This is a genomic window from Actinomadura sp. NBRC 104412 (genome assembly GCF_030269515.1).
Taxonomy (GTDB): Bacteria; Actinomycetota; Actinomycetes; order Streptosporangiales; family Streptosporangiaceae; genus Spirillospora.
The window spans coordinates 56,029-80,910 of the sequence record NZ_BSTM01000008.1 but is presented as its reverse complement, the minus strand read 5'-3'; the positions used below and the strand labels follow the sequence as shown (position 1 = coordinate 80,910).

General features: G+C 70.6%; 23 protein-coding genes. 14 read left to right on the top strand and 9 right to left on the bottom strand.

The genetic code is table 11. The features are described from left to right. The first annotated feature begins 240 nt into the window (after positions 1–240). A complete protein-coding gene (locus QSK21_RS12580; protein WP_285695786.1) occupies positions 241–999 on the top strand; it encodes an NERD domain-containing protein in 759 nt (252 codons plus the stop codon). Between the two features lie 194 nt (positions 1,000–1,193). Here QSK21_RS12580 and QSK21_RS12575 read toward each other — a convergent pair whose 3' ends face one another. Beyond that, on the bottom strand, positions 1,194–1,616 hold the full coding sequence (locus QSK21_RS12575; RefSeq protein ID WP_285695986.1) for a hypothetical protein: 423 nt from the start codon (positions 1,614–1,616) through the stop codon (positions 1,194–1,196). 82 nt (positions 1,617–1,698) lie between these two features. Beyond that, positions 1,699–2,064, bottom strand: a complete 366-nt coding sequence (locus tag QSK21_RS12570; protein WP_285695785.1) for a hypothetical protein — start codon at positions 2,062–2,064, stop codon at positions 1,699–1,701. Between the two features lie 69 nt (positions 2,065–2,133). Here QSK21_RS12570 and QSK21_RS12565 point away from each other — a divergent pair, with 69 nt between their 5' ends. The 6 genes from QSK21_RS12565 (at position 2,134) to QSK21_RS12540 (ending at position 8,417) form a co-directional block, all read left to right on the top strand. After that, entirely contained in the window at positions 2,134–2,844 is a 711-nt protein-coding gene (locus tag QSK21_RS12565; RefSeq protein ID WP_285695784.1) for a histidine phosphatase family protein, read from the top strand. A gap of 435 nt (positions 2,845–3,279) precedes the next feature. Further along, entirely contained in the window at positions 3,280–3,855 is a 576-nt protein-coding gene (locus QSK21_RS12560; protein ID WP_285695783.1) for a hypothetical protein, read from the top strand. A gap of 69 nt (positions 3,856–3,924) precedes the next feature. Beyond that, a complete protein-coding gene (locus QSK21_RS12555) occupies positions 3,925–4,983 on the top strand; it encodes a threonine aldolase family protein (protein ID WP_285695782.1) in 1,059 nt (352 codons plus the stop codon). A gap of 95 nt (positions 4,984–5,078) precedes the next feature. Next, positions 5,079–6,269 (top strand): thiolase C-terminal domain-containing protein, encoded by a 1,191-nt coding sequence (locus QSK21_RS12550; RefSeq protein WP_285695780.1) that lies wholly within the window; start codon positions 5,079–5,081, stop codon positions 6,267–6,269. 118 nt (positions 6,270–6,387) lie between these two features. Continuing rightward, the gene (locus tag QSK21_RS12545) at positions 6,388–7,275 is read left to right on the top strand and encodes an oxygenase MpaB family protein (protein ID WP_285695779.1); all 888 of its coding nucleotides are present in this window, start codon (positions 6,388–6,390) and stop codon (positions 7,273–7,275) included. A gap of 86 nt (positions 7,276–7,361) precedes the next feature. Then, positions 7,362–8,417 carry a lysylphosphatidylglycerol synthase transmembrane domain-containing protein gene (locus QSK21_RS12540; RefSeq protein WP_285695778.1) on the top strand — a complete coding sequence of 352 codons (1,056 nt, stop codon included), beginning with the start codon at positions 7,362–7,364 and terminating at the stop codon, positions 8,415–8,417. Here the strand turns inward: QSK21_RS12540 and QSK21_RS12535 are convergent. From QSK21_RS12535 to QSK21_RS12525, 3 genes are all read right to left on the bottom strand, one after another. After that, on the bottom strand, positions 8,371–9,216 hold the full coding sequence (locus QSK21_RS12535) for a hypothetical protein (RefSeq protein ID WP_285695777.1): 846 nt from the start codon (positions 9,214–9,216) through the stop codon (positions 8,371–8,373). The genes QSK21_RS12540 and QSK21_RS12535 overlap by 47 nt on opposite strands. Positions 9,217–9,873: 657 nt before the next feature. Then, positions 9,874–10,344 (bottom strand): glyoxalase superfamily protein, encoded by a 471-nt coding sequence (locus QSK21_RS12530; protein WP_285695775.1) that lies wholly within the window; start codon positions 10,342–10,344, stop codon positions 9,874–9,876. 272 nt (positions 10,345–10,616) lie between these two features. After that, positions 10,617–11,456, bottom strand: a complete 840-nt coding sequence (locus QSK21_RS12525) for a type IV toxin-antitoxin system AbiEi family antitoxin (RefSeq protein ID WP_285695773.1) — start codon at positions 11,454–11,456, stop codon at positions 10,617–10,619. A gap of 179 nt (positions 11,457–11,635) precedes the next feature. Between QSK21_RS12525 and QSK21_RS12520 the strand changes: the two genes are divergently transcribed. Continuing rightward, entirely contained in the window at positions 11,636–12,850 is a 1,215-nt protein-coding gene (locus tag QSK21_RS12520) for a low temperature requirement protein A (RefSeq protein WP_285695771.1), read from the top strand. Between the two features lie 68 nt (positions 12,851–12,918). Here QSK21_RS12520 and QSK21_RS12515 read toward each other — a convergent pair whose 3' ends face one another. Then, a complete protein-coding gene (locus QSK21_RS12515) occupies positions 12,919–13,659 on the bottom strand; it encodes an alpha/beta hydrolase (RefSeq protein WP_502871553.1) in 741 nt (246 codons plus the stop codon). A gap of 215 nt (positions 13,660–13,874) precedes the next feature. Between QSK21_RS12515 and QSK21_RS12510 the strand changes: the two genes are divergently transcribed. From QSK21_RS12510 to QSK21_RS12490, 5 genes are all read left to right on the top strand, one after another. Further along, positions 13,875–14,417, top strand: coding sequence for an RNA polymerase sigma factor (locus tag QSK21_RS12510; protein WP_285695769.1), 543 nt, complete (start codon positions 13,875–13,877; stop codon positions 14,415–14,417). Next, a complete protein-coding gene (locus tag QSK21_RS12505) occupies positions 14,410–15,714 on the top strand; it encodes a VOC family protein (protein WP_285695768.1) in 1,305 nt (434 codons plus the stop codon). The genes QSK21_RS12510 and QSK21_RS12505 overlap by 8 nt, the downstream gene beginning before the upstream one ends. Before the next feature lie 524 nt (positions 15,715–16,238). Then, complete coding sequence (locus QSK21_RS12500) at positions 16,239–17,123, top strand: ABC transporter substrate-binding protein (RefSeq protein WP_285695767.1); 885 nt, start codon at positions 16,239–16,241, stop codon at positions 17,121–17,123. Continuing rightward, a complete protein-coding gene (locus tag QSK21_RS12495; protein WP_502871552.1) occupies positions 17,120–18,145 on the top strand; it encodes a FecCD family ABC transporter permease in 1,026 nt (341 codons plus the stop codon). Before QSK21_RS12500 ends, QSK21_RS12495 begins: the two co-directional genes overlap by 4 nt. Then, positions 18,142–18,924 (top strand): ABC transporter ATP-binding protein, encoded by a 783-nt coding sequence (locus tag QSK21_RS12490; RefSeq protein ID WP_285695766.1) that lies wholly within the window; start codon positions 18,142–18,144, stop codon positions 18,922–18,924. Before QSK21_RS12495 ends, QSK21_RS12490 begins: the two co-directional genes overlap by 4 nt. Positions 18,925–19,233: 309 nt before the next feature. Here QSK21_RS12490 and QSK21_RS12485 read toward each other — a convergent pair whose 3' ends face one another. From QSK21_RS12485 to QSK21_RS12475, 3 genes are all read right to left on the bottom strand, one after another. Beyond that, positions 19,234–20,418: a hypothetical protein gene (locus QSK21_RS12485; RefSeq protein WP_285695765.1), complete on the bottom strand. Its 1,185-nt coding sequence runs from the start codon at positions 20,416–20,418 to the stop codon at positions 19,234–19,236. A 388-nt stretch (positions 20,419–20,806) separates the two neighbouring features. Continuing rightward, positions 20,807–22,390 (bottom strand): AMP-binding protein, encoded by a 1,584-nt coding sequence (locus QSK21_RS12480; RefSeq protein WP_285695763.1) that lies wholly within the window; start codon positions 22,388–22,390, stop codon positions 20,807–20,809. Positions 22,391–22,522: 132 nt separating this feature from the next. Next, complete coding sequence (locus QSK21_RS12475) at positions 22,523–23,158, bottom strand: SACE_7040 family transcriptional regulator (protein ID WP_285695762.1); 636 nt, start codon at positions 23,156–23,158, stop codon at positions 22,523–22,525. 107 nt (positions 23,159–23,265) lie between these two features. Between QSK21_RS12475 and QSK21_RS12470 the strand changes: the two genes are divergently transcribed. Next, a complete protein-coding gene (locus QSK21_RS12470) occupies positions 23,266–24,873 on the top strand; it encodes a carboxyl transferase domain-containing protein (RefSeq protein ID WP_285695760.1) in 1,608 nt (535 codons plus the stop codon). Positions 24,874–24,882 lie beyond the last annotated feature (9 nt).

Sequence of the window (24,882 nt, the reverse complement as noted above, 5' to 3'; positions counted from 1 at the left end):
CCGATTTCCCCGCGAGCCTTGCGGTGATAGTTGCAGTGCGCTTTACACAATTGCGGGCGAACGTTCTTTACCGCACTTCAACAAGCCTCACAGATGCTCCTGCGGCATCGGACACCGGCAATACCTCTTTCATCGCGCATTGCCTTTCCGGTGGACTTTCGTAACCCGGGGTCGCCCGTGGGCCAATGCACCGTGTATCTCCATAATTAGCATCGTCATGCCAGGTGCGAGGAGGTCAAGATGTTCGGCAGCTCCATCTATCTCCGGGGACGGGAGGCGTTCACCGGTGGCTCTCCGCAGGCCGTCTATGAGGAGCTGTGGCAGCGTGACCGAAAGAGCAGATTGCGGAGACGAGCCATTCTGGCCGGGCTGACGCTGTTGTTGTGCGGGGCCCTGGTGAACGCTGTTTTCGGAACCATTGCGGCCCTGATCGTTGCGGGAGCGGACACCTGCATCCACTGGCGCACCTACAACGCATCCAAGGTGTGGCGGCGCGGGCTGCGCGGTGAGGAGCGGATGGGCCGGCTGCTGCGCCTCACGCTGGAACGCCGCGGCCACCGCGTCCTGCACGGCCGGACCGTCCCCGGCCACGGCACCGCCGACCAGCTCGTGGTCGGGCCCGGCGGCATCTGGCTGATCCGCAACGACGCCTGGCATCCCGAGACGGAGATCACCTCGCATGGCGGCCAGCTCTTCGTGGACGGCCGTACCAAGTCGCAGATGGTGCGCGAGCTGGTCGAGGCCGCCGCCACCACCGGCCGCCTCCTCGCCGAGCACGCCGGCATCGAGGTGAAGGTCGTCCCGGTCCTGGCGGTGCACGGCGGCAAGCTCCGCAAGGCCCCGTTCCGCGCCGACGGCATCACCTTCGCCTCGCCGCTGAAGCTGATCCGCTGGATCCACCAGAACCCGGTGGCCGACTTCTCCCCCGCCGACATCGACGCCATCACCCGGGCCGCGGTCCTCGCACTGCCCATCAGCCGCACGATGACCCCTGCCTGAAGGAGCCGGCCCGTAGACCCCGCCTAAGAGACCCCCGCCTGAAAGCAAGGCGGACGACACGACGCCTGAGAGGAGGAAAGGGCGACAACAAGGAGAGGGAGCTTCCTCCAGCGGGGATGCCCACCATACAAGCGCGACCCCAAAACCGGCATCCCCGCCGGAGGCGGCCTCCGGCCCCTGCCGGACGCCTCCGTTCAGGTACGGGACGGAGCCGGGACGGCGCTTCTGCGCAGCCAGTACAGTCCCACGACCGGCAGCACCAGCGGGATGAAGCCGTACCCGCGCCCGTACACCGACCAGACCGTCGCGTCCGGGAACGCCGCCGGATCCGCGATGCTCAGCGTCCCCACGATCAGCACACCGGCCAGCTCGATCGACAGCGAGATCAGCGCCACCCGGCGCGAGGTCCGCCCTCCCATGGCCAGCGCGACCGTGGCCAGGACGTAGACCACGGCGGCGAACGCCGACAGGGCGTAGGCCACCGGCGCCTCGGAGAAGCGCGTGGCGATCTGAACGCCCGCCCGCGCCCCGGCCGCCAGCGCGAAGACCGCGTACACCGCCACCAGCAGCCGTCCCGGACCGCTCCGCGTCGCCTCCCCCTGATCTTCGCCGTTCACGGAGCCGTTCACGGACGGGGGCGGGGGCGAGGGTGATGGCGCGGTGTCCGGCGCCACCGCCGGGGCGTCGTTCCGCTCGCGCTCAGCCAACGGTGCCCTCCCAGAGCTGCCGCGTCCGCACCACCATCACCGCGACCGAGAGGCACGCCACTACGATCACGCCGGGACCCCAGCGGCTGCGTTCCAGCATCCCCCAGCCCGCCCCGGCGAGCGGGATGAGCAGGATCCCGACCAGGTAGCCGATGAAGGTGGCCGGCTCGGCGGGACCCTCGTCGCCGCCCAGCTTGACGAAGCCCACCACGGCCTGCGCGATCAGCAGCACCTCCAGCACGGCCAGCGAGCCGAGATGCCACAGGTCCATGGGACGGTCCCGCAGGGAGCCCACCAGGGCGTACACGGCCGCCAGCAGCGACACGGCGATGATCATCGTCGACAGGACGCTCGACATAGGACTCCGAGCCTACTACTACACCCTGTAGAGGACGCATCGGGTCAAGTGGCGCGCGGACATGGGATCATGGCTCGCGTGAACGCGCTCCAATCGCTGACCCTGGTCCGGCACGGCGAGAGCATCGGCAACATCGCCTACCAGGCGGTGCTGGGGACCGACGCCGAGGAGGTCGGGATCGTCGAGCGCGACGCCGACATCCCGCTCTCCGAGCTGGGACGGGTCCAGGCGACGGCGCTGGGCCGCTGGCTCCGGGCGCTGCCCGCCGACGAGCGTCCGACGCGGGTGCTGTCGTCCCCGTACCTGCGTACCGCCGAGACCGCGCGCATCGCGCTGGAGGAGGCGTCCCTCGACGCCGAGATCCAGGTGGACGAGCGGCTGCGCGACCGCGAGCAGGGCGTCCTGGAGGGTCTGACGGTGCTGGGAGTGCACCGCCGCCATCCTGAAGAGGCCACGCGGATGAAACGTCTCGGCAAGTTCTACTACCGCCCGCCCGGCGGGGAGTCCTGGGCGGACCTCGCGTTGCGCCTGCGCAGCCTGTACCGGGATGTGGAACAGGACATGCCGGGCGAGCGGGTCCTGGTGGCGACGCACGACGCGATCGTGGTGATGACCCGGTACCTGGTGGAGGGCCTGTCCGAGGGCGAGATCATGAAGATCGAGAAGACACCGGTGGCCAACTGCTCGGTGAGCCGGTGGCGCCGCGACGGGGAACGCCTGCGGCCGGTGTCGTACAACGAGACCGGCCACCTCTCCGGCATCCGCACCGCCCGGACCTGATCGCCGGCGCCCGCCGATTCGGGGATTGCCGGAGAAGCCGGCCGACTTCCGTCGTTCACAAAACGTCATCACACCATCGCATTGAGCGTGCACGATCGGCCGGGCGCGGTGAGCGGGCTCCGGATATGGAGGATGCACGATAGCAAGGATGCGCGATAGGCAGGATGCGCGATAGGCAGGATGCACGCCGCCCCGACGTGCTTGACTTGACCAGGGTCGGCGCAGCCGCTCGCGGCGGGGCCGGTCGCCCCGGCGGCGGGAACGCGCACCCGGCGCGATGACGCGGCGACGGCGTCCCCGGCGAAGTCCGCAGTGACCTGGCGGGATCTGGCGCGCAACACCTGCGAAACATTCGCGGGGACATTCTCTGTTCGATTGGAATTCGCCTAAAGTTTAGGGGGCAGCCACCCAGCGTCTCGCCTCGAGGAGCCCTTCATGACCGTGCTGTTCCCGGTTCTGATCCGCCGCGCCGCCGCCGAGGCCGAGCGACGCTTGCGGGCGGGCGCCGGCCTGCTCGCCGCGATCGCGGGAGAACCGGACCGCACGGACCGTGACGCCCTCCGGCGGCTGCTCGCCCAGGAGGCCAGGATCGACCGGCTCGAACGGCGCGCCGACGAGCACGACCGCGAGCTGCGGGCCCTGCGCGCCGACCTCGACTCGCTGATCGCCCAGCTCAACGAGCGGCTGCTGCCCCGGCTCGACGAGCGCATCCACGAGGCCGAGCGCGATCTCACCACGCTCGCCACGGGCCTGGTCCGGACCGGGCGGGAGACCGCGGCCCAGCGCTCCGGACTGGAGACCGTCGAGAACCGTTTGTCCGAACTGCGCGGGAAGCTCACCCGCATGGAGCAGCGCGCCGGGCTCTGGCGCGACCTTCAGGCCAACATCGCCCGCATGGGCGACGACATCGACAGCCTTCGCTCCCGCCTTCCGGCCCGCCACCCCTCCGCGCCGCCCGCCGGACCCGCCGCGATCGGCGACCCGCAGCCGTTGACCGGCACGGACGCCTGAGCCCGGCCGTACGCGGAGGTCCCCGGCGGCACCGGCCGTCCGATCCTCCGCGTGCGACAGAATGAGGGCATGGATGATCGCCTCAACGGTTCCTCCTCGCCCGTCCGCGGCTTCGCCAGCGACAACCACGCCGGTGTCCACCCGGAGGTCCTGACCGCGCTGGCCGCGGCCAACGAGGGGCACCAGCCCGCCTACGGCGACGACCCGCACACCGCCAGGCTCCGCGAGGTGATGCGCCGCCATTTCGGTGAGCAGGCCGAGACGTACCCGGTGTTCAACGGGACGGGCGCGAACGTCGTGGGGCTCCAGGCGATGTCGGAGCGCTGGAGTTCGGTGCTGTGCACCGAGTCGTCCCACATCAACGTGGACGAGTGCGGCGCCGCCGAGAAGGTCGCCGGGCTGAAGCTGACGCCGATCCCGACGCCGGACGGCAAGCTGACCCCCGAACTGGTCGACCGGTACGCGTGGGGCTGGGGCGACCCGCACCATCCCCAGCCCAAGATCGTGTCCATCACGCAGAGCACGGAGCTGGGCACCGTCTACACCGCCGAGGAGGTCGCGGCGCTCGCGTCCTGCGCGCACGAGCGCGGGATGCTGCTGCACATGGACGGCGCCCGCATCTCCAACGCCGCCGCCGCCCTCGACCTGCCGCTCCGGGCGTTCACCACCGACGCCGGGCTGGACGTGCTGTCGTACGGGGGCACCAAGAACGGGCTGATGGTCGCCGAGGCGATCGTCGTCCTGAACCCCGAGGCCGTTCAGGGCATCGAGTTCCTGCGCAAGATGGGGATGCAGCTCGCCTCGAAGATGAGGTTCCTGTCCGCCCAGCTCGTCGCCCTGCTGGACGGCGATCTGTGGCTGCGCAACGCGACGCACGCGAACACGATGGCCCAGCACCTGGCGAACGCGGTGCGCGCCGTGCCGGGCGTCCAGATCACGCAGCCCGTCCAGGCCAACGCGGTCTTCGCGATCATCCCGAAGGACGTCGCGGACCGCCTGCGCAAGCGCTACGCCTTCTCGACCTGGAACCACCGCACCGGCGAGGTCCGGTTCATGTGCTCGTTCGACACCACCGAGGGCGACGTCGCCGCCTTCGCCGCCGCGCTGGCCGACGAGATGACCGCCTGAGGCGGGGCCGCCGGGAGGGACCGAGCGAGCGCTCGATCGGGGCACCGGGTTATCGTGAGACCGAACTCGATTCGGTGCGAGGAGAGGCGGGCTCGATGGCCAACCGCACATTCGTCGTCGGCGTAGGCATGACCAAGTTCGAGAAGCCCGGATCCCGTGACTGGGAGTACCCGGACATGGCCAAGGAGGCGGTCGGCAAGGCCCTGGAGGACGCGGGCATCCCCTACGAGCGCATCGAGCAGGCGTACGCGGGCTCCGCCTACGGTGCGATGGGACAGCGCGCCCTCTACGAGACCGGCATGACCGGCATTCCCGTGATGACCGTCTCCAATGCCTGCGCCACCGGGTCCAGCGCGCTGTTCATGGCCCGGCAGGCGGTCAAGGGCGGGCTGGCCGACTGCGCGCTCGCGTTCGGCATGGAGAAGATGCAGAAGGGCTCCCTGGGCGCCGGGGTGGGCAAGTCCAAGGTCACGATCATCGACCACCATCTGACCTCGATGACCGCCGGGCGCCCGTGGGAGGCCGACAAGGCGCCGATGCCGCAGATGTTCGGCAACGCGGGCCGGGAGCACATCGAGAGGTACGGCTCGGCCCCCGAGCACTACGCCTGGATCGGCTGGAAGAACCACAAGCACTCGGTGAACAACCCCTACGCCCAGTTCCAGGACGAGTACTCGCTCGACGACGTCAAGAACGCCCCGATGATCTACGACCCGCTCACCAAGCTGCAATGCTCGCCCACCTCCGACGGCGCCGCCGCCGCGATCGTGGCGAGCGAGCGGTTCGTGGACGAGCACGACCTGTGGGGTCAGGCCATCGAAATCGCGGGCCACGCCATCGCCACGGACGTCCCCGACAGCTTCGAGGACCACTCGTCCATCCGCGTCGTCGGCTTCGGCTGCTCGCAGCGCGCCGCCCGCACGGCCATGGACGAGGCCCAGGTCGGCATCGACGATGTCGACGTGATCGAACTGCACGACTGCTTCAGCGCCAACGAGCTCATCACCTACGAGGCCCTCGGCATGGCGGCCGTCGGGGAGGGTCACAAGCTGGTGGACGACGAGGCCACCACGTACGGCGGCAAGTGGGTCGTCAACCCGTCCGGCGGGCTCATCTCCAAGGGTCACCCGCTCGGCGCCACCGGAGTCGCCCAGTGCGCCGAGCTCACCTGGCAACTGCGCGGCCAGGCGGGCAAGCGCCAGGTCGAGAACGCCCGCGTCGCGCTCCAGCACAACATCGGCCTGGGCAGCGCGTGCGCCGTGGCCGTCTACAAGCCCGCCGCCTGACCCACGCCTGAGCCCGCCCGCCTGAAGACGGCGGGCGGGCTCACGCACGCTAGACATTAGACAAAAAATGGCTCTTGTCTCATCATCGGAGGAGACGCGCGTCATCAAGGGAGGTGCGATGACCGTCTCCACCACCCCGCCCCGGACGCCGGCGACCGCCCCGCTCGGCCCTGGCTCGCTCCTGTGGTCGTACGCGGGCGACATGCGCTCCCTGCTGCCCGGTGCCGCCGCCGGGCTCATGCAGCTCATGCATCCCGGCATCGGGGCGGGGGTGTCCGAGCACTCGGCCTTCTTCGACGCGCCGTTCGACCGCATCTACCGTTCGGTCCCGCAGATCTGGGCGACCATCTTCGCCCCCGACGCCGACCGCCGCGGACGCGCCATCCGCGACCTGCACCGCGCCATCGGAGGCGTGGACGAGCACCACCGCCGCTACCACGCGCTCGAACCCGAGACCTACTGGTGGGCGCACGCCACGTTCACCTGGGAGATCTTCAAGGCCGTCGACGTCTTCCACCCCGGCACGCTCTCCGCCGAGGACCGCGAACGCCTCTACGCGGAGACGGTCACCTGGTACTCCCGGTACGGCGTCAGCATGCGTCCCGTCCCGCCGGACTACGCCTCGTTCCAGTCCAAGTTCTGGCACATCTGCGCCAAGCGGCTCGAACTCACCCCTGCCGCTGCCCGCGCCCTGGACATCGCCAAGCACGGATCCGACACCGTCTCCCTCATGCCGGTCGGCGGCGCCCGCCTGGAGCGCGCCGGCCGCCTCGTCGCCGAACGCCCGCTCCGCCTGGTCACCTTCGGCTGCCTGCCGTCGATCGTCCGGGACCGGTTCGACATCCCGTGGAGCCCCGCCGACCAGGTCCGGTTCGCCGCGCTCGCCATGGCCAACCGGCAGGGCTACCGCATGGTCCCCACCCGCCTCAACCACTGGACGCTCCGCAGCACACTCCGCTACATAGGCGCGCAGACCCGGCCGTACCGCTACCAGCCCGCCGCCTGACCGATGATCGTTCCGCCGGACGTTGTTCGCCTCGGGGGCGGCGGCCGGTCGCGTACCCTTCAGACAACTGGTCCACAACTGAAGGTGTGGAGACGATCGTCGCCGGCGCCGAACGCGCGGAGGCCGCCGGGCTCGCGACCTCGGGCGGCTGTCCTTACGCGGCGCGGCGGCGGCCACGCATCCGCTGGGCCTTGGCCGGTCTGTTCCCGGTCGCGCTCGCAACAGGACTGCTCGTCCTCTACGGGGACGGCCCGTTACGCGCCGCGTCCATTGCCTTCCAGAACGTGCGCTGGGAGTTCCTTCCCCCGCTCGCGGTCCTCTCCGTCCTGCACTACGTCTTCGCCGCGATCGCGTTACGCGGGGCCGCCGGGCACCGGCTACCGCTGTTCAGGACGACGCTGGCCCAGTTCACCGCCGCCGCGGCCAACCGGGTCACGCCCAGCGGACTCGGCGCGGTCGCCGTCAACACCCGGTACCTGGTCAGCCACGGCATGTCGCTCGGAAGGGCCGCCGTGGCCGTCGCGTCCCTCCAGGTGGCCGGTGCGCCCGCCGACCTGATCCTGCTGGGCCTGCTGCTCCTCATCACGCAGGACTCCCGGATGGCGGAGACCGTGGCCGCGCACGCCGTCAGGCTCGCCGACCGGCTACCGCCCGCCCCGGCCCTGGCCGCCGCGGCGGCGCTCCTGCCGATCACCGCCCTGCTGGCCCGCCGCTGCGTACGGTCCGCCGCGGTCGGGAAGGCGCTCGGCGGCATGACGGAGCTGTGCCGCCGCCCCGGCGACCTGGCCATCACGCTCGCCGCGTCCGCCGCGACGACCTTCGTGCTGGGCGTGGCGTTCGCGCTGAGCGTCCTGGCCGTGCCCGGCACCGCCACGCCCGACGACATCCTCCCACTGCTGGTCGCCTACCTCGTGGGCGCCGCCGCGGGCGCCGCCCTTCCGGCTCCCGGCGGCCTGGGCTCCACCGAGGCCGCGCTGGTCGGCGCCCTCGCCGTGGTCGGCGTCTCCGCGGGGACGGCGGTGCAGGCCGTGCTGCTGTTCCGTGTCGTCACGTACTGGGCGCCCGTTCCGATCGGCCTGCTCACCTGGCGCGCCGTCAGTCCCGCACCAGCTCTTCCAGGAACGTCTGGAACTCCGAACTGATCGACACCTCCAGGGCATCGCCGTTCGCCTCGACCGCGCCCGCCAGCCGCAGCTCCCCGTGCCACCAGTAGACGTTCGGGCTCACCGAGCGCGGCCCCTCCCGATAACCCGCCCAGGCCAGCCGGATCAGCAGGTTCATCGCGGCGGGCACGTCGTCGCCGTTGACCGGGCAGGCATGGATCACCCCCTGCGCCGGCACGGCGACCAGAGCGCCCCTCGTCCCCGTGACCGGATAGTCGCCCGCCCACAACGCGTGCGCGGTGACGTACGCGGTCTCGCCGCCGAGCGAACAGACCCGCACACCATCGAGGGTCCCGTCCTCGACCTCAAGAGGGCCGTCCGCGCGCACATTCTCACGCGCGATCCGGAACAGGTCCTCGACCCCCACCTCCCAGGCCCCGGCCACCTCGACGTTCACGATCATCAGCGAGGTCGGCCTGTCCACCACCAGGATCTCGATCACCCCCGGCGCCACCGCCCGCCGCACCACCTCCAGGTCCGTACGGAAGTCGTCGGCGTACAGGCGGGTCCGGAGCAACGACCGCACGACCGAGAAGTTTTCCAGGTCGAGCACCTCATCGTCCTCGACCTCCGCCGTGGCGATCAGCGACCCCACGAAGTCGGAGACGAAAGCCGGCCACTGCTCCTCAGGCTTCCGCGCGACCCACTGCCGCAGATTGGTCAAGTACATCCGCACCGGCTTCGCCCGCCCCGGCCGCGTCACCGCAAGCTCGTCCTCACCCACAACCGAGTACGCGTACCCGTGGTGCTCCAACACCACCCCCACCAACCCGACCAACGGATCACCACCACGCGACCACGTCACGACAACCCCCACCTCCACCCGACCAGAGCCCCCTCAGCGTAGACGACCCCTCCGACACCCACTCCCCCGCACACCAAGACCACAAAAGCACCATCACCAACAACCACAATCGCCACGATCCATAAATCACAGGCCCGCCCTTACACATCCGTCAAAAGCGAAGCTCGATGGCTCGACCCCAATGGCACGCCTTGAGCCGCGCAACCACACGGTACGCACGTACGCATAACTTCATCCGGCCTACCCCAGCCAATGGTCGCCGATGACGGCCACCCGGGGACGTCTCACGGCCCTGCACGCAAAGCCAAGCTCGACGAAGGACGCGGCCAGGGACCACAACACCGAAGCCAGCAAAGCCAAGCGATCACAACAGGAGAACAGCAAGCCGCACCACACGAGATCAAGACGATGGCACGCGTTGACCGCGCCGTCGTCGGCGCCACCAACCGGCCCGCGAACGACTCGCTCGCGCAGGACCAGAAGTTGGACGCAACCTATCCATCTGCCCCTCGCGCCACCTCGACCAGCCCCTTGCCGACGCAAGGGCATCAATCCGAAAAGTCGCCGTCCATGTCCGCGACTCTCGCCCCATCCCATCTGAAATGACTCGACCCTTAAGGGCGACTCCGCCTATTTCGCGCTTCCCTTCACCTCCTGGACGAGCCAGCCGTTGCCGTCGGGGTCCTCGAACGACAGGAAGGAGGCGTAGTCACGTCGCTTGGGGTCCGCTCCCTGCCGTACCCCGCCCTCGTCGAAGTGGAAGGGTTCGCCGACCTCCACCCCCCGCTCGATGAGCTCCGCACGGGCGGCATCCAGGTCCGTGACGACGAGGTGCATCCCTTGGGCGGAGCCAGGCTTCGCCTTGGCGACCCCTTTGCCGATCGAGATCGAGCACGCCGACCCCGGCGGCGTCAACTGGACGATGCGAAAGTCCTCCCCCGCGCGATAGTCGGTGTCCACCTTGAAACCAAGCTTCTCGACATAAAAGGCCCTGGCGGCGTCGACATCCGAAACAGGCACGACCACCACTTGAAGCTTCCAATCCATTATTTCACCTTCCTTGACCCAGTTGTCTTTCGAACCGGTCACCTTCTCCTGCAATCAACACCAAGCAGCCCGTTACCCCACCGAACAGACTTACACGCCAATCTCGGTACAAACCCGTCTTACGGATACCCGGCATCCCCACACCGATCCGTTCACCCCAGGTTGTCAGCACACCGCACTCCCCTCGACCCCAACGCCCCGTCCCGGGAACCGGCAACCCAACAATGCCGCGCACACGACATCGCAAACCAACGGGCGAGGGGCGGTTGGGTTGTTGGTAGTGGGTTGGGCGGTGGCTTGTCTGTGTGGGTTCTTGGGGGGCGTTCTTAGGTGGTTCGGCGTCTGCGGAGGCGGGTCAGGTGGGTGGTGATGCGGTCGAGCGTTCTGTCGGACGGGTGCCATCCTCGGTGTAGGAGGGTGGTCAGCAGGGCCTCGAGGTAGGGCGCGGGGCGGGATAGGAAGTCCCTGGTGACCGGGATGATCTCCCAGCCCGCCTCTCGTGCGAGCCAGCGGCGCCGGGCCTCGTCTCTGGCTCGGGCTCGGGCGCCGAGGTGGTGGGGTTCGCCGTCGTACTCGACCCCTACCCGGAACCGCTCGTAGCCGAGGTCGATGTAGAAGGGGTCGCCTCTGGGCCCCGGTATGGGGATCTGGGTACGTGGTCGCGGGAAACCGGCTTCGATGATGGCGAAGCGCGTCCTGCTCTCACCCGGTGAGGCCGCGCCCGCGTCCCCCAGGCGCAGCACTTCGCGTAATCGTGAGGAATCGCGGTATCCGGTGAGTTCACCAGCCATGCGCCGGAGGTCCGCCCGTTCGACGCCCGCCCGGAGGAACTGGTCGAGCCCGGCCACCGCTTCGGCGCGCGGGAGCCAGCGGGCGCAGTCGAGGGCCGTCCTGGTCAGGGAGGTCACTTGTATGCCCGACTCCTCAACGACATGGGACGGTGGCACGTTCGCGACGCCGAGGAGGTCGATCTCGGGCCTCGCCGGGCCGGAGCCGGGCGGCAGGAGATCGAAACCCCAGATCCAGGCGGCGGTCCGCCGCGCTACGACCGCGGGAGGGGCGAGGCGTCCGATCAGAGCGGCGCGGGCGGCGGTGGTGGACACCTCGTCGAGGCCGGAGAGGTCGATCGTGAGGCCGGCGAGTCGCCAGCCGATGCTCGTCGTCATGCCCTCGATGCTCCGCGCCCGTCCCGGCTGATCGGAAGAGTCCGACGGAGCTGTGGACAACTCGAACGTCCGGGCCGGGCGGCCGTGCGTCATGGGAGTCCGGTCGTAGATCAAGAGCCGGTAACCTGTTGCCGCCAAAGCGGCGAATTCCGACAAGGCGGGATAGAACGGGGACAGTCATGGCCAGGGACAACGCGCATCCCAGGATGGTCGCCACCGACGACGACCACCGCGTCACCCCTGCGGAGCTCTTCTTCGACCTGGTCTTCGTCTACGCCCTCATCCAGATCACCGCGCTGCTCGCAGAGGACCCGACGCCACTGCGGCTGCTCGGCGGCGCCGTCGTGATCGGCCTGCTGTGGTGGTGCTGGTGCTGTTTCGCCTGGCTGGGCAACGTCATACGCGCGGATACCGGCGCGCTGCTCGGCGTGCTGCTGGTCGTGATGAGCGCGGTCCTGATCGTCTCCATGACGGTCTCGGAGGTGTACGCGGACGCGGAGGGCGGTGTGGACGCGCCGTTGGTGTTCGTCCTGTGTTACGGCCTCCTCCGGACGCTGCACCTGATCGCGTACTGGATCGCACATCCCAACGATCCGCAGCTCCGTGCCGTCCTGCGCCGGACGGCGCTCACCTCGGTGGCGCCGCCGTTCGCGCTGCTGCTGATCGGAAGTGCTTTCAGTGGCGCCACCCAGATACTGATCTGGCTCGGCGCGCTGGTCCTCGACTATGTGGCGATCTATCTCGTCGGCGGGTCCGGCTGGCGGGTGACCTCGCCCGGGCACTTCGCCGAACGCCACGGCCTGATCCTGATCATCGCGCTGGGCGAGTCCATCACGGCGATCGGCGTCGGCGTGCGGGGCTTCCCCATCACCCTTGAGGTGCTGGCCGGGGCGGTGGCGGCGCTGCTGATCGCCGCCGGGCTGTGGCGCTTGTACTTCAAGCGGCTGAGCGCCGATGCCGAGGAACGCCTGACGGCCCTGGACGGCGATGAACGTACCCTGCTGGCCAGCAACGTGTACACGTTCCTGCACCTGCCCTTGGTCGCCGGTGTCGTTCTCACCGCGCTCGGCGTGGAGACGGCGCTTCACCAGGTGGCCGACACCGAACACTACGACCTGTCGGAGCCCCTGCATGGCGTGGAGGGATGGTCACTGGCCGGGGGCGTGGGGCTGTTCCTGTTGGCCGCGGCGGCCATCCGGGTGCGGATCGGTGGCCGACCGCCGATCGTCCTCATAGTGAGTGGCGTACTGGCCTTGTTTGCGGGTCTGGTCGTAGTCCTGATCCCTGCGTTGCTGGCGCTGGTGTTGCTCGCGGCGGCGACAGCGGGTGTGACCGCCTTGCACGGACGCTCAACGCGGTCGTCTGAGCCGAAACCGCAAGAATCGGCGCAATAGGCAGCACGCCCGAGCCGCACTACGTCGTGCGAAGCGATAAGCGTCATCGAGCCATGGGAGGACGTGGCTCAGCGTTGCGCGACGGCCCACTCCCCTATCCGCTTGATGAGGTCGGGTGTGGCCGCCACCTCGGCATGCCCGAAGCCAGGCTCGATCCATAGTTCGCGCGGGTCGCGCGCCGCGCCGTACAGCTGATGGGCATGTTCCAGCGGAAGGAACGGATCCGCATCGCCATGGACGACGAGCAGGGGCACTGGAGCGATGCGGGGCGCCACAACGTACGGTGCCTCGGGCTCTGGATTCCATCCTCTTGAGGCGACGCGCGTACCCCTGGCGAGGCGCACGGCAAGGCGGCCCATGCGACGCTCTATCACCCAGTGGACGCGGCGCATCGGCACCGTGTCGCGGTAGTACCAGCGTGCCGGCGCACTGACCGAGACCACGGCGTCGACACCTCCGTGCAGGGCGGCGTGCCGTACGGCCACGGCACCGCCCAGGGAGAAGCCGGTGACCACCACGCGCTCGTAGCCACGGCGCCGGGCCGCGGCCACGGCGGCGTCGACGTCCAGGATCTCCCGGTCACCCACCGTAGAGTGACCCCCTGAGCGACCGTGACCGCGGAGATCCAGCCCGATCACACCCCCGTGCGAGTTGAGCGCACCGGTGATCCGTCGCAGGATCGGCTGGCGCCAGGAGCAGGTGAAACCATGCGCCACCACGATGCACAACCCGGAGTCACCAGGACTGTGGCCTGCGTCGATACGCACGCCGTCCTGGGTGAACAGGGTCAGCGGCTCGGGATCCCTCACGCCCATATCATCGCGGAATTTCGTGAATGTCCGAATGGCGGGTCGCCGCCGCGAACGGTGATGGTCGACACGACCTGAGTCGTACCCCGGCCATCGGCGACATTCCCGCGACGCCACGGCGAACGCCGCCGGGCGGGCATGGTCACTCTCCGTGAAGGGCAGAAAAATCTTGTCGTGGGGCGTCGGAGGATCGGCGCGCCGTGCGATGGAGGAGTATGGGACGGCCGAGACAGCAGGTGGAGCCGGACCCGGGCCCGGCGCTGCTCGCGCTGTACGACGAGGCGCTGCCCGAGGTCTATGGCTACCTCCTGTCGCGGTGCGGAAAACGAGCCCTGGCCGAGGACCTCACCGCCGAGACGTTCCTCGCCGCGGTCGAGGCCGTCCGCAAGGAATCCCCGCCGGAGATGTCCGTCGCCTGGCTGGTGGGGGTGGCACGGCACAAACTGGCCGACCACTGGCGGCGCGCGGCGCGCGAGGAGCGCGGTCTGCGCGTCATCGACGGCGGGCAGGACGGCGCCGACGACCCATGGGACGAGCGCCTGGACGCGCTGCTGGCCCGGCAGGTCCTCGGCGCGCTGGGGCCGCACCACCGGGCCGCGCTGACGCTGCGCTACCTGGACGGGCTGACGGTTCCGCAGGTCGCCGCGCATCTGGGCCGTACCCTGCACGCCACCGAGGCGCTGCTGGTACGGGCGCGGGCCGCGTTCCGCCGGGCCTATGACGAGTACTGCGCTGGAGAGGGGGGCCGCGATGACTGACCCACTGGAGGCCCTCCGCATGCCGATCACCCCCGTCGATCCCGATCCGGATTTCGCGGCGAGGCTGCGCGAACGGATCCGGCAGGAACTGCTCCAACCTTCAGGAGGCACGACCATGACCACGAGCACCGAAACGACCCCGGACACCGTGCCCGGCACCGTTTCCCCGTTGGAAGCCCACGTCCGTTCACTCACCCCCTACATCTGCGTGGACGACGGCAGGCGCGCCATCGACTGGTACATGCGGGTGCTGGGCGCCCGGCAGCACGCGGAACCCGTGGTGATGGAGGACGGTCGCGTCGGCCACGCCGAACTGGCCATCGGCGACTCCGTGCTGATGCTGGCCGACGAATGGCCGGAACTGGGCCTGCTCGGCCCCAAGGCCCGTGGCGGCCCCAGCCAGTCGATCTACCTTCGCGTCCCGGACGTCGACGCGGTCGTCGCCCGCGCCGTCCGGGAGGGCGCCGAGCTGGCCCGTCCCGTCGCGGACTACCCGCACGGCCGCAACGGTGTGATCAACGACCCGTTCGGCCACCGCTGGATGGTGACCTCGCCGCCCGGGGTTCCGTCACGTCCGCGGCACGGTGACGTCTCCTACGCCTCACTCCGGCTTCCGGACGCCGATCGGGCCGCCGCCTTCTACGGCTCCGTGCTGGACTGGCGCATCGTCCCCGGCGGCATACCGGAGAGCCGCCGGGTCGAGGGACTGCCCACCCAGGACCTCGGCATCTGGGGCGGCCAGGAGCACCCCACCATGTTCCTCTGCTTCGCGGTCGACGACGTCCACCAGGCGGTCCGCCGCGTCCGCGAGGCCGGCGGTGAGGCCGAGGAGCCCAGCGAGGAGCCGTACGGCACCATCTCGATGTGCACCGACGACCAGGGCCTCGCCTTCGCCGTCTGCGAGGACACCACCAGCGCGGGCACCGCCGGCCCGTCCCGTCCCGCCGACCCGGCCGCGGGCGAGGTCACGTACCTGACCATGGAGGTCCCCGACTCCGCGCGTGCCCGAGCCTTCTTCGGCGCCGTCCTCGGCTGGGACTTCGTCCCGGGCCGCGTCCCGGACGGCTGGTCGGTCCGGTCGCGCGGCGGCGGTGAGGTGTACCCCATGACCGGAATGCACGGCGGCCACGACACCTCGACCGTCGTCCCCGTCTACGCCGTCCAGGACATCGACGCCGCCGTGGCCCGCGTCCGCGCCGCCGGTGGCACCGCCTCCGACCCCGAAAGCCACCCCTACGGAACCCTCGCCGAATGCACCGACGACCAAGGCACCCGCTTCTACCTGGGCGACGTGTGACAGCACCAACGAGCCACGGGCCTCCACCACGACCGCCAACCCACCACAACTCAACAAACGCACAACCATGGTGGTCGCCAAACCAGACATGACCGACTCCCCCGCCCCAAACCCCGGCGGCGCTGGCTCGCGGTCGGCGTCCGTGGTCGGCGCCGGTAACGCGGCCGACCACGGCGGCGGCCCGGCAGACAGGTCGGCGAGGCTCGGGGAAGCTGATGATGCCGAGTCGGGGTGGTGGTGGGCCACGAGCGCCGTTCACCGGCTTTGGGGGCCTGGGGGCGGGGTGGGAGATGAGGGCTGGTAGCGTGCGGTTTGAGCGCGTATGGAGCGAAGTCCGGTGTGATTCCGGCGCTGTCCCGCAACTGTGATGCCCCTTCTGGGGGGCTAGCCAGGTCGCCTCCGTGCACGTGGACGTTCATCGACCTCGCGGAAGGCGATCCGTCTCCATGGCGACGGGTTGTGCCTTCCCGTACGCCCTGGAGGCCCCTTTGAGATCCGTATGTGCGCTCGGCGCGGCTTTGGTGATGTGTGTCGTGTCGTTCGCGGCCGGCTGCTCCGATGAGGGCGGCGGGAGTCCGGGAGGGGGTGCGGCGGTCACGGTCCAGGCGGCGAACGGGAGCGTGACGATCCCGGAACGGCCCAAGCGGATCGTGTCGCTTTCGCCGACGCACACCGAGACGCTGTTCGCCATCGGCGCGGGCGCGCAGGTGGTGGCGGTGGACGAGTACTCCGACCACCCGGCGAACGCACCGAAGACCAAGCTGTCGGGGTTCAAGCCGAATGCCGAGGCGGTGGTCGGCTACAAGCCCGATCTGGTGGTGGTGTCCGACGACATCGACGGCATCGTGCAGGCACTGGAGAAGGTGAAGGTGCCGGTGCTGCTGGAGCCGTCCGCCACCAGGCTGGACGAGGCGTACGACGAGATCATGGACCTGGGGATCGCCACCGGGCACGCCGAGCAGGCCAGGAAGCTGACGGGCGAGATGCGGGCGAAGATCCAGCAGGCGGTCGGGTCCGGCGGCGAGGCCAAGGGGCTCAGCTACTACCACGAGCTGGACGACCAGTTGCACACGGTGACGTCCAAGACGTTCATCGGGCAGGTGTACGGGCTGTTCGGACTCGAGAACATCGCGGACGGCGCCGAGAAGGCGGCCGGCGGATATCCGAAGCTGTCCCAGGAATACCTGCTGAAGAGCGACCCCGATCTGGTGTTCCTGGGTGACACCAAGTGCTGCGGACAGAACGCGGAGGCCGTCGCCAAGAGGCCGGGGTGGAAGGACCTGACGGCCGTGAAGCGTGGTGGCGTCGTGGAGTTGGACGATGCCATCGCCTCCCGCTGGGGTCCTCGCCTGCCCGAGTTCGTCCAGGCCATCGCAGACGCGGTGCGGAAGGCCCCGGCCGACCGGTGACGCCTGCGCGGTTGCGGCCGCTGCCGCTGGGCGTGGGACTTGTCCTTCTGCTGGTGACGCTTGTCGCGGGGCTGGTGGTGGGCGCCGCCGGCCTGCCGGTCAGCGGCGTGCTGCGCGAGCTGCTGGATCGGCTGCCGTTCGTGGACGTCGACTCGGGACTCAGCGTCATCGAGCGCAACGTGCTGTTCGAGTTGCGGCTGCCCCGGGTGTTGATGGCGGCGCTGGTCGGCGGGCTGCTCGCCATGGCCGGCGCGGGCTATCAGGGAGTGTTCCGTAACCCACTGGCCGACCCGTACCTTCTGGGGGCGGCGGCAGGGGCCGGTGTGGGCGCGACCCTGGTCATCGTGATGATGCCGGGCGACCCTGTGTACGCCGTGCCGGTGGCCGCGTTCGCAGGGGCCATCGGCGGAGTGCTCATGGCTTATGCGCTGGGGAGCATGGCCGCCGGAGGGGCTGCCACGCTGGTGCTCGCCGGGGTGGCGGTATCGAGTTTCCTCGCGGCCGTCCAGACGTTCCTGCAGCAGGCCAAGGCGGAGGAGTTGCAGCGCATCTACTCCTGGATCCTGGGCGGCGTGGGCTCCGCGGACTGGCGGCAGCTCGGAATGGTGGCACCGTACGCGCTGCTGTCCAGCGTGGTGCTGCTCCTGCACGGGCGGCTCCTGGACGTGCTGAGCGTGGGCGACGAGGAAGCGGAGTCGCTGGGGGTTCCGGCGCCGCGGGTACGGCTGGTCGTCATCGTCGCCGCGTCCCTGGCGACGGCGTGCGCGGTGGCGGTGAGCGGACTGATCGGGTTCGTCGGCATCGTCGTCCCGCACGCGGTGAGGCGCCTGGCAGGGGGTTCGTACCGGGTGGTGCTGCCGCTGTCGCTGCTCGGCGGCGCGGCGTTCCTGGGCGTGGCCGACCTGGTGGCGCGGAGCGTGGTCGCGCCCGGTGAGCTGCCGCTGGGCGTGGTGACGGCGTTCGTGGGCGGTCCGTTCTTCGTGGCGGTGCTGCGCGCCACCCGCAGGGAGGTCGGCCCGTGACGATCGCGATCCGTGGGCTGGACGTCTCCCTGGGGGGACGGAAGGTGCTCGACGATGTCTCCCTGGACGTACCGTCCGGGTCGTGGACGGCGGTCATCGGCCCGAACGGGGCGGGCAAGTCCACGCTGCTGCGCGCCATCCTGGGATTACGGTCGGGACGGGGCGAGATCACGGTCGCCGGCACCGATCCGCGCGCGCTCAAGCCGCGGGAACGGGCACGGCTGCTCGCGTACGCGCCGCAGAGCCCGGGACTGCCCGCCGGGATGCGGGTCTTCGACTACACCCTGCTGGGCCGTTCCCCGTACATTCCGCATCTGGGCCGCGAGGGCGCCCGTGACCGGGCGGTCGCCTCCGAGGTGCTGGAAAGGCTCGACCTCGCGGGGCTCGCGGCGCGCCCGCTGGACCAGTTGTCGGGCGGTGAGCGGCAGCGGGTGGTGCTGGCCCGCGCGCTCGCCCAGCAGACGTCGGTGCTGTTGCTGGACGAGCCGACGAGCGCGCTGGACATCGGTCACCAGCAGCAGGTCATGGAGCTGATCGACCAGTTGCGGCTGGCCGACGGGCTGACCGTGCTGTCCACGATCCACGATCTGACCCTGGCCGGTCAGTACGCCGACGCGCTGGTGCTGCTGTCGGGCGGACGAGTGGCCGCCGCGGGCCCGCCGGGTGAGGTCCTGACGCGGGACGCCATCGCCGAGCATTTCGACGCCCGCGTACGCATCGAACCAGGACCCGATGGACGCCCGATCCTCTCCTTGGACCGCACACGCACACCCAACTGACACCACGAGAGGAGAACGTCACCGAACTCCACATGATCTCTCCACGCCAGTCAGCCGCAGGCAGCACGCCAACGCGCATTCCGACGCCCGCGTACGCACTGAACACGGACTCCATGGGCGCCCGACCCTCTCCGGCGGGCAGATGAGGAGGGGACGTTGGGCGGTCTCGCGGTTCGGGTGGGCGTGTGGTGTGGCGGTGTAGGTGTTGGTTGCCTTGAGTGGGGGTGTGACCGGCCGCCGCGCCACCCCGGTGCGGCGCGGCGGCCGTAGGGCCAGAGCTGTGTGGGAGAGACACCACCTCCTTTGGGCTCAACCGGCGGGGGGCAGGTGCATACCGTTCAGCGGATGCAGTCCGGTAGGCGGCTCCTGCTCGACCGGTGGGCGGATGCTGGTGTGGGGGGTGGTCATGTGCGCGTACGCGTCCACCCGGCGGCGGGCACGTTCGGCCTCGTCGCGGGCGGCGTCGCGTTCGACGGTGAGGGTGGCGATGGCGGCGCGGAGGTCTTCCACGGCGCGGGCGAGCTGCCACTTGTGCTGCTCGCACTCCTGGAGGCGCGCCTGGATCTGGTCGCGGTCGGCCACCGCCTGGCCGCGCTTGGTCTCGGCCTCGCGGACGGCGGCGCGCAGGTCCTCGGTGGACCGGCGCGCCTCGGTGGCCTCGATCCGCCGCACCTCGATGATCTTCTCGGACTCGGAGACGCGGGCGCGCAGCTCGACCAGCTCCGAGCGTGCGTCCTCCAGGGCTTCGAGCAGGTCGCGTTCGCGTCCGAGCACCCGGTCGCGCTCGTTCTCCGCCGCGGCCCGTGCCGCCTCGGCCTGCTCGGACGCCTCCCTGGCCCGCGCGGACTCGCGGAGCGCGGCGTCCCTGTCGGCGATCGCCTGCTCGGCGGCGGCGCGGGCCGCGGCGGCGTCCCGTTCGGCGGCCTCGGCGCGCGCCCGTTCGACGGCGGCCTGGCGGAGCGCCGTCTCGGCCTGGCCGCGCGCCGCGTCGCGTTCCTCGTGAGCGGTGACGGCCTGTGTGAGGGCTTCCGCGCGGGCCCCGGCGACGCTCAGTTCGGAGGCCAGCGAGCCCGCGAGCCGTTCGGTCATGCTCTCCAGCCGGTCCACCATGGCCCACGCCCAGGCGAGCTGCCCGGTCACGCCGGGGGCGTTGAGGTTCTGCTCGCGGCGGCGAAGGGCCGCCTCGCCGCACGCGCCGCCGTTGTCCTGGCAGTAGCGGACCGTCCGGGAACCGTGGCCGGGCTGGGGGACGGGACGTCCGCAGTTGGCGCACGGTGAGACCGCGGTGGTGTCGGCGGGCCGCTCCCCGGTCTCCTCCTTCTCTTTATCGCGCTCGTTATCGCGCTGGAGAGCGTCCTCGAGGTCGCGGATCACGGGCGTGTCCCACCGCGTCACCACCGAGGGAGGCTCCGGGTCGGGCTGCCTCGCCGCCAGCGGCGCCTTCGCCCAGGCGTTGAGCGCGGAGAACGGCACGGTCGGGTTCGCTCCCGTCATGGTGGACGGGGCGGCAGGTGTCGCGTGGCCGTCCGGATCCGAAGGACGGTCGGTGTTCTCTTGCCGTGCGTGGCGGGGGGCCGGCACGCCGCTCCCCGTGGCCGGTTCCGTGGGCGGGGCCGCGGGGTCACGGACCGCGCCGCTCGCATCGTCGGCCGGGGAACCGGCCGGCGTGCCGCGGTCCGTGCCCCCGGGTCCGCCCGGTTCGGGCGCGGCCGTCGGGGAGCGGCGGGCATGGCGGGCCGAGGTCGGCCCCGCGCCGCGAGCGGTCCGAGCGGGGATGACGTCATCGCCGAGCGGAGCGACCTTCTGGTCCGTCATGTGCCGTTGTACGCATGCGCGCCGTGAGGCGTTCGATGCATCGCGGGGCGATTTCGCCCCTTTCGTCTCACGGCACCGGCTGTTCCCCCTTGTCGCCGAGTTCCCGCAGGTAGGACTCCCGGACGCGGGCGCGGCTCAGTTTCCCGGACGGGGTACGCGGGAGTGAGGGGCGGAACTCGATGCGCCGTGGATGCTTGAGCCGGGCCAGCCGTGGCTCGCAGTGGGCCAGCAGCGCGGCGGCGAGTTCGTCGCCCGCGACGGCGCCGTCCGCGGGCTCGACGAGGGCGACGACGCTCTGGCCCCAGTCCTCGTCCGGTACGCCGATGACCGCGACGTCGCCGACGTCCGGGTGCTGGAGCAGCGCGGCCTCGATCTCGGCCGGGTAGATGTTCACGCCACCGGAGATGATCAGGTCGGTGCGGCGGTCGCTCATGTAGAGCCAGCCGTCGGCGTCCAGGTACCCGATGTCGCCGGGCGTGTAGTAGTCGCCGAGCATGCTGGCGGCGGTCTTGTCGGGGTCGTCGTGGTACTCGAAACCGCCCTGGCCGCGCGCGTAGATCAGGCCGGGCTCGCCGGGCGGCAGCTCCGTGCCGGACCCATCGAAGATCTTGATCTCGACGCCCTCGACGGGACGGCCGACCGTGCCGGGGTGGTCGAGCCATTCCTCGGGGCGGGCGACGACCACGGGGCCGCTCTCGGTGGAGCCGTAGTACTCGTACAGGACGGGGCCCCACCAGTCGAGCATGCGCCGCTTGGTGTCCACGGGGATCGGCGCGGCGCTGTGGTACACCTGCCGCAGGGACGACACGTCGTACCGTGCGCGCACCTCGGCGGGCAGGCCCAGCATCCGGTGGAACATCGTCGGCACCATGAAGGAGTTGGTGACGCCGTACCGCTGTATGAGGCCGAGCGTGCCCTCGGGGTCGAAGCGCTCACTCACGACGACGGCGTGCCCAAGGCTGAGCGCCAGCAGCGCGTGGATGCACGGGGCCGAGTGGTAGAGCGGCCCGACGGCCAAGTGGACCTCGTCGCCGGGCTCCAGTTCGAGGTGCTTGACGAGGGTCTGCCTGAGCACGGTCATCGGCAGTTCGGGCGGGTAGTCCAGCAGCGGGCGCTGCACCCCTTTCGGCTTGCCCGTCGTGCCGGACGTGTAGAGCATCACCGAGCCCATCTTGCGCGCGGCGGGCGGTTCTTCGGGGCGTCCCTCCATCAGCTCGGTAAGGCCGGTGAAACCGTCGTCCGCGGGCGCATCGATGGTGACCCGCCCGGTGGGCGGGATGCCGGCCTCGGCGGCGGCACCGGCCACCGTGGACGCGAACGTCCCCTCGGTGATCACGGCCCGGGCGCCGCTGTCGGACAGGATGTAGGAGATCTCGGGGGCGGTGAGGTGCCGGCTGACGGGGACGAAGTAGAGGCCGGATTGCAGCGCCGCCAGCATCACGGTCAGGAACTCGGCGCGGTTGCCGACGACGGTGGCCACCGTGCCGCCGGGCTCGAGCCCGAGGTCGCCGAACGCGTGGGAGAGCTGGTTGACCTGCGCGTGCAGCGCGCCGTAGGTGGCGGGCGCGTCCCCGCCCAGGAACGCGGGACGGTCGGGGTGCGCGGCCGCGATCTCGTAGAAGCTGACGCCTTCGACTTCCGTACTTCCCATGCGGTCTCCTCGTGCCGGACGGCGTGGTCGCCGATGGAGTCCATGCAGCTATGTCCGGTACGCGAAGTCAAGGCTGGGAACGGTCCAAAGATAAGTGCGCGGTTACTCGCCCGCCCGGGCACCCATGGACGGTCAGCCGCGAGGCGCTCGGAGGGCCGCGTGGGCCATGGCGTGCAGGAGCCGGGCCATGGCCTCGCGGTCCAGGTCCGTGGCGCTGTGCGGGGTCGAGTTGAGCAGGCCGAAGCAGGCGTGGACGGCCGCCCGCGTACGGTCGGCGGGCTCCTCGGGACGCAGGCGCTGGAGGACGCCGACCCACTCCTCGACATAGGCCCGCTGGAGCCTGCGGACCTGGTTGCGCGCGGCCTCCGGAACGTTGTCCAGCTCCCGGCCGTGCACGGTGATCAGCGCCGGGTTGTCGAGGGCGAAGGCGATGTGCCAGCGCAGCAGCCCGTCCAGCGCCTCCGCCGGGTCGGGGACGGCGGCGCGACGGACGCCCTCGTCCAGCAACCGCCTGCTGATGTCCAGCAGCATCTCGGCGAGCACGGACTCCTTGCCGCGGAAGTGCCGGTAGAGGGCGGGGCCGGTGAGCCCGACGGCGCGTCCGAGGTCGCCGATCGACACGCCGTGGAAGCCGCGGCGCGCGAACAGCTCGGCGGCGGCCGCCAGGATCTCGGCCCTCCGCGGGTTCACCGGGCCCGGCGCGCCGGCCGCGCTCGCCGAGGGCGGGGACGAGGGCGGGTGCGGGGGTTCGCCGGTGGCCTGGGTCATGAGAACAGTCTAGACTGGCGTTGTTAATGTGCCTTAACATCGCCATTGTTAATCATCATTAACCGGCGATGCCGGCGACCGTACGAAGAACGGCGGGTGAGCGAGCGATGAGCGGACCACCGGTCCTGGCGACCCGCGCCGACCCCGGCGACGAGGCGTTCAAGCGCAACGCCGCGCACAACGAGGCGCTGGCCGCCGAGCTGCGCGAGCGCCTCGACCAGGCCGCGAAGGGCGGGCCGCCGCGCTCGCGCGAGCGGCATGTGGCGCGCGGCAAGCTCCTCCCCCGCGACCGGGTGGACGCGCTCCTGGACCCCGGATCGCCGTTCCTGGAGCTGTCGCCCCTCGCCGCGCACGGCATGTACGACGGCGAGGCGCCCGGAGCGGGCATCATCACCGGGATCGGGCGGATCGCCGGCCGCGAATGCGTGGTGGTCGCCAACGACGCCACGGTCAAGGGCGGCACGTACTACCCGATGACGGTGAAGAAGCACCTGCGCGCGCAGGAGGTCGCCCTCCACAACCGGCTGCCCTGTGTCTACCTGGTGGACTCGGGCGGCGCGTTCCTGCCGCTCCAGGACGAGGTCTTCCCCGACCGGGAGCATTTCGGGCGCATCTTCTACAACCAGGCCACCATGTCCCGCGAGGGCATCCCGCAGATCGCCGCCGTGATGGGCTCGTGCACGGCGGGCGGCGCCTACGTCCCGGCGATGAGCGACGAGGCCGTGATCGTGCGCGGCCAGGGCACGATCTTCCTGGGCGGGCCGCCGCTGGTGAAGGCCGCCACGGGCGAGGTCGTCACCGCCGAGGAGCTGGGCGGCGGCGAGCTGCACTCCCGCACGTCCGGCGTCACCGACCACCTGGCCGAGGACGACGCGCACGCGCTGTCGATCGTCCGCGACATCGCCGCCACGTTCGCGCCGCGTGCCGCGCGGCCCTGGGACATGGCCGAGCCGGAGGAGCCGGCCGCCGATCCCGCCGAACTGTACGGGGTGGTCCCGCCCGACCCGCGGACCCCCTACGACGTCCGCGAGGTGATCGCGCGGATCGTGGACGGCAGCCGCCTCCACGAGTTCAAGAAGGAGTACGGGACGACCCTGGTCACCGGGTTCGCCCGCATCCACGGCCACCCGGTGGGCATCGTCGCCAACAACGGGATCCTGTTCGGCGAGTCCGCCCTGAAGGGCGCGCATTTCATCGAGCTGTGCGACCGGCGTTCGGTCCCGCTGGTGTTCCTGCAGAACATCACGGGCTTCATGGTGGGCCGCGAGTACGAGGCGGGCGGCATCGCCAAGCACGGCGCGAAGATGGTGACGGCGGTGGCGTGCGCGCGCGTCCCGAAGTTCACGGTGGTGATCGGCGGGTCGTTCGGCGCGGGCAACTACGCCATGTGCGGCCGGGCCTACTCGCCCAGGTTCCTGTGGATGTGGCCGAACGCCCGCGTCTCGGTGATGGGCGGCGAGCAGGCGGCCGCCGTCCTGGCGACGGTCCGCCGGGACCAGCTCGGGGACGCGTGGCCGGCCGAGGCGGAGGAGGAGTTCAAGGCCCCGATCCGCGACCAGTACGAACGGCAGGGCAACCCGTACTACTCGACGGCCCGGATCTGGGACGACGGCGTCATCGACCCGCGCGACACCCGCCGGGTGCTGGGGCTGGGCCTGTCCGTGGCCGCCAACGCGCCGCTGGAGCCGGTCGGCTACGGCGTCTTCCGGATGTAGGGAAGCAGG

Bases quoted from the DNA above. Each gene is read 5' to 3' on its own strand.
- QSK21_RS12505 (WP_285695768.1), top strand. From the start codon at position 14,410: ATGACTGACCCACTGGAGGCCCTCCGCATGCCGATCACCCCCGTCGAT.
- QSK21_RS12560 (WP_285695783.1), top strand. From the start codon at position 3,280: ATGACCGTGCTGTTCCCGGTTCTGATCCGCCGCGCCGCCGCCGAGGCC.
- QSK21_RS12485 (WP_285695765.1), bottom strand. From the start codon at position 20,418: ATGACGGGAGCGAACCCGACCGTGCCGTTCTCCGCGCTCAACGCCTGG.
- QSK21_RS12500 (WP_285695767.1), top strand. From the start codon at position 16,239: ATGTGTGTCGTGTCGTTCGCGGCCGGCTGCTCCGATGAGGGCGGCGGG.
- QSK21_RS12550 (WP_285695780.1), top strand. From the start codon at position 5,079: ATGGCCAACCGCACATTCGTCGTCGGCGTAGGCATGACCAAGTTCGAG.
- QSK21_RS12570 (WP_285695785.1), bottom strand. From the start codon at position 2,064: ATGTCGAGCGTCCTGTCGACGATGATCATCGCCGTGTCGCTGCTGGCG.
- QSK21_RS12545 (WP_285695779.1), top strand. From the start codon at position 6,388: ATGACCGTCTCCACCACCCCGCCCCGGACGCCGGCGACCGCCCCGCTC.
- QSK21_RS12475 (WP_285695762.1), bottom strand. From the start codon at position 23,158: ATGACCCAGGCCACCGGCGAACCCCCGCACCCGCCCTCGTCCCCGCCC.
- QSK21_RS12580 (WP_285695786.1), top strand. From the start codon at position 241: ATGTTCGGCAGCTCCATCTATCTCCGGGGACGGGAGGCGTTCACCGGT.
- QSK21_RS12525 (WP_285695773.1), bottom strand. From the start codon at position 11,456: ATGACGACGAGCATCGGCTGGCGACTCGCCGGCCTCACGATCGACCTC.
- QSK21_RS12555 (WP_285695782.1), top strand. From the start codon at position 3,925: ATGGATGATCGCCTCAACGGTTCCTCCTCGCCCGTCCGCGGCTTCGCC.
- QSK21_RS12565 (WP_285695784.1), top strand. From the start codon at position 2,134: ATGGCTCGCGTGAACGCGCTCCAATCGCTGACCCTGGTCCGGCACGGC.
- QSK21_RS12480 (WP_285695763.1), bottom strand. From the start codon at position 22,390: ATGGGAAGTACGGAAGTCGAAGGCGTCAGCTTCTACGAGATCGCGGCC.
- QSK21_RS12520 (WP_285695771.1), top strand. From the start codon at position 11,636: ATGGCCAGGGACAACGCGCATCCCAGGATGGTCGCCACCGACGACGAC.
- QSK21_RS12470 (WP_285695760.1), top strand. From the start codon at position 23,266: ATGAGCGGACCACCGGTCCTGGCGACCCGCGCCGACCCCGGCGACGAG.
- QSK21_RS12510 (WP_285695769.1), top strand. From the start codon at position 13,875: ATGGGACGGCCGAGACAGCAGGTGGAGCCGGACCCGGGCCCGGCGCTG.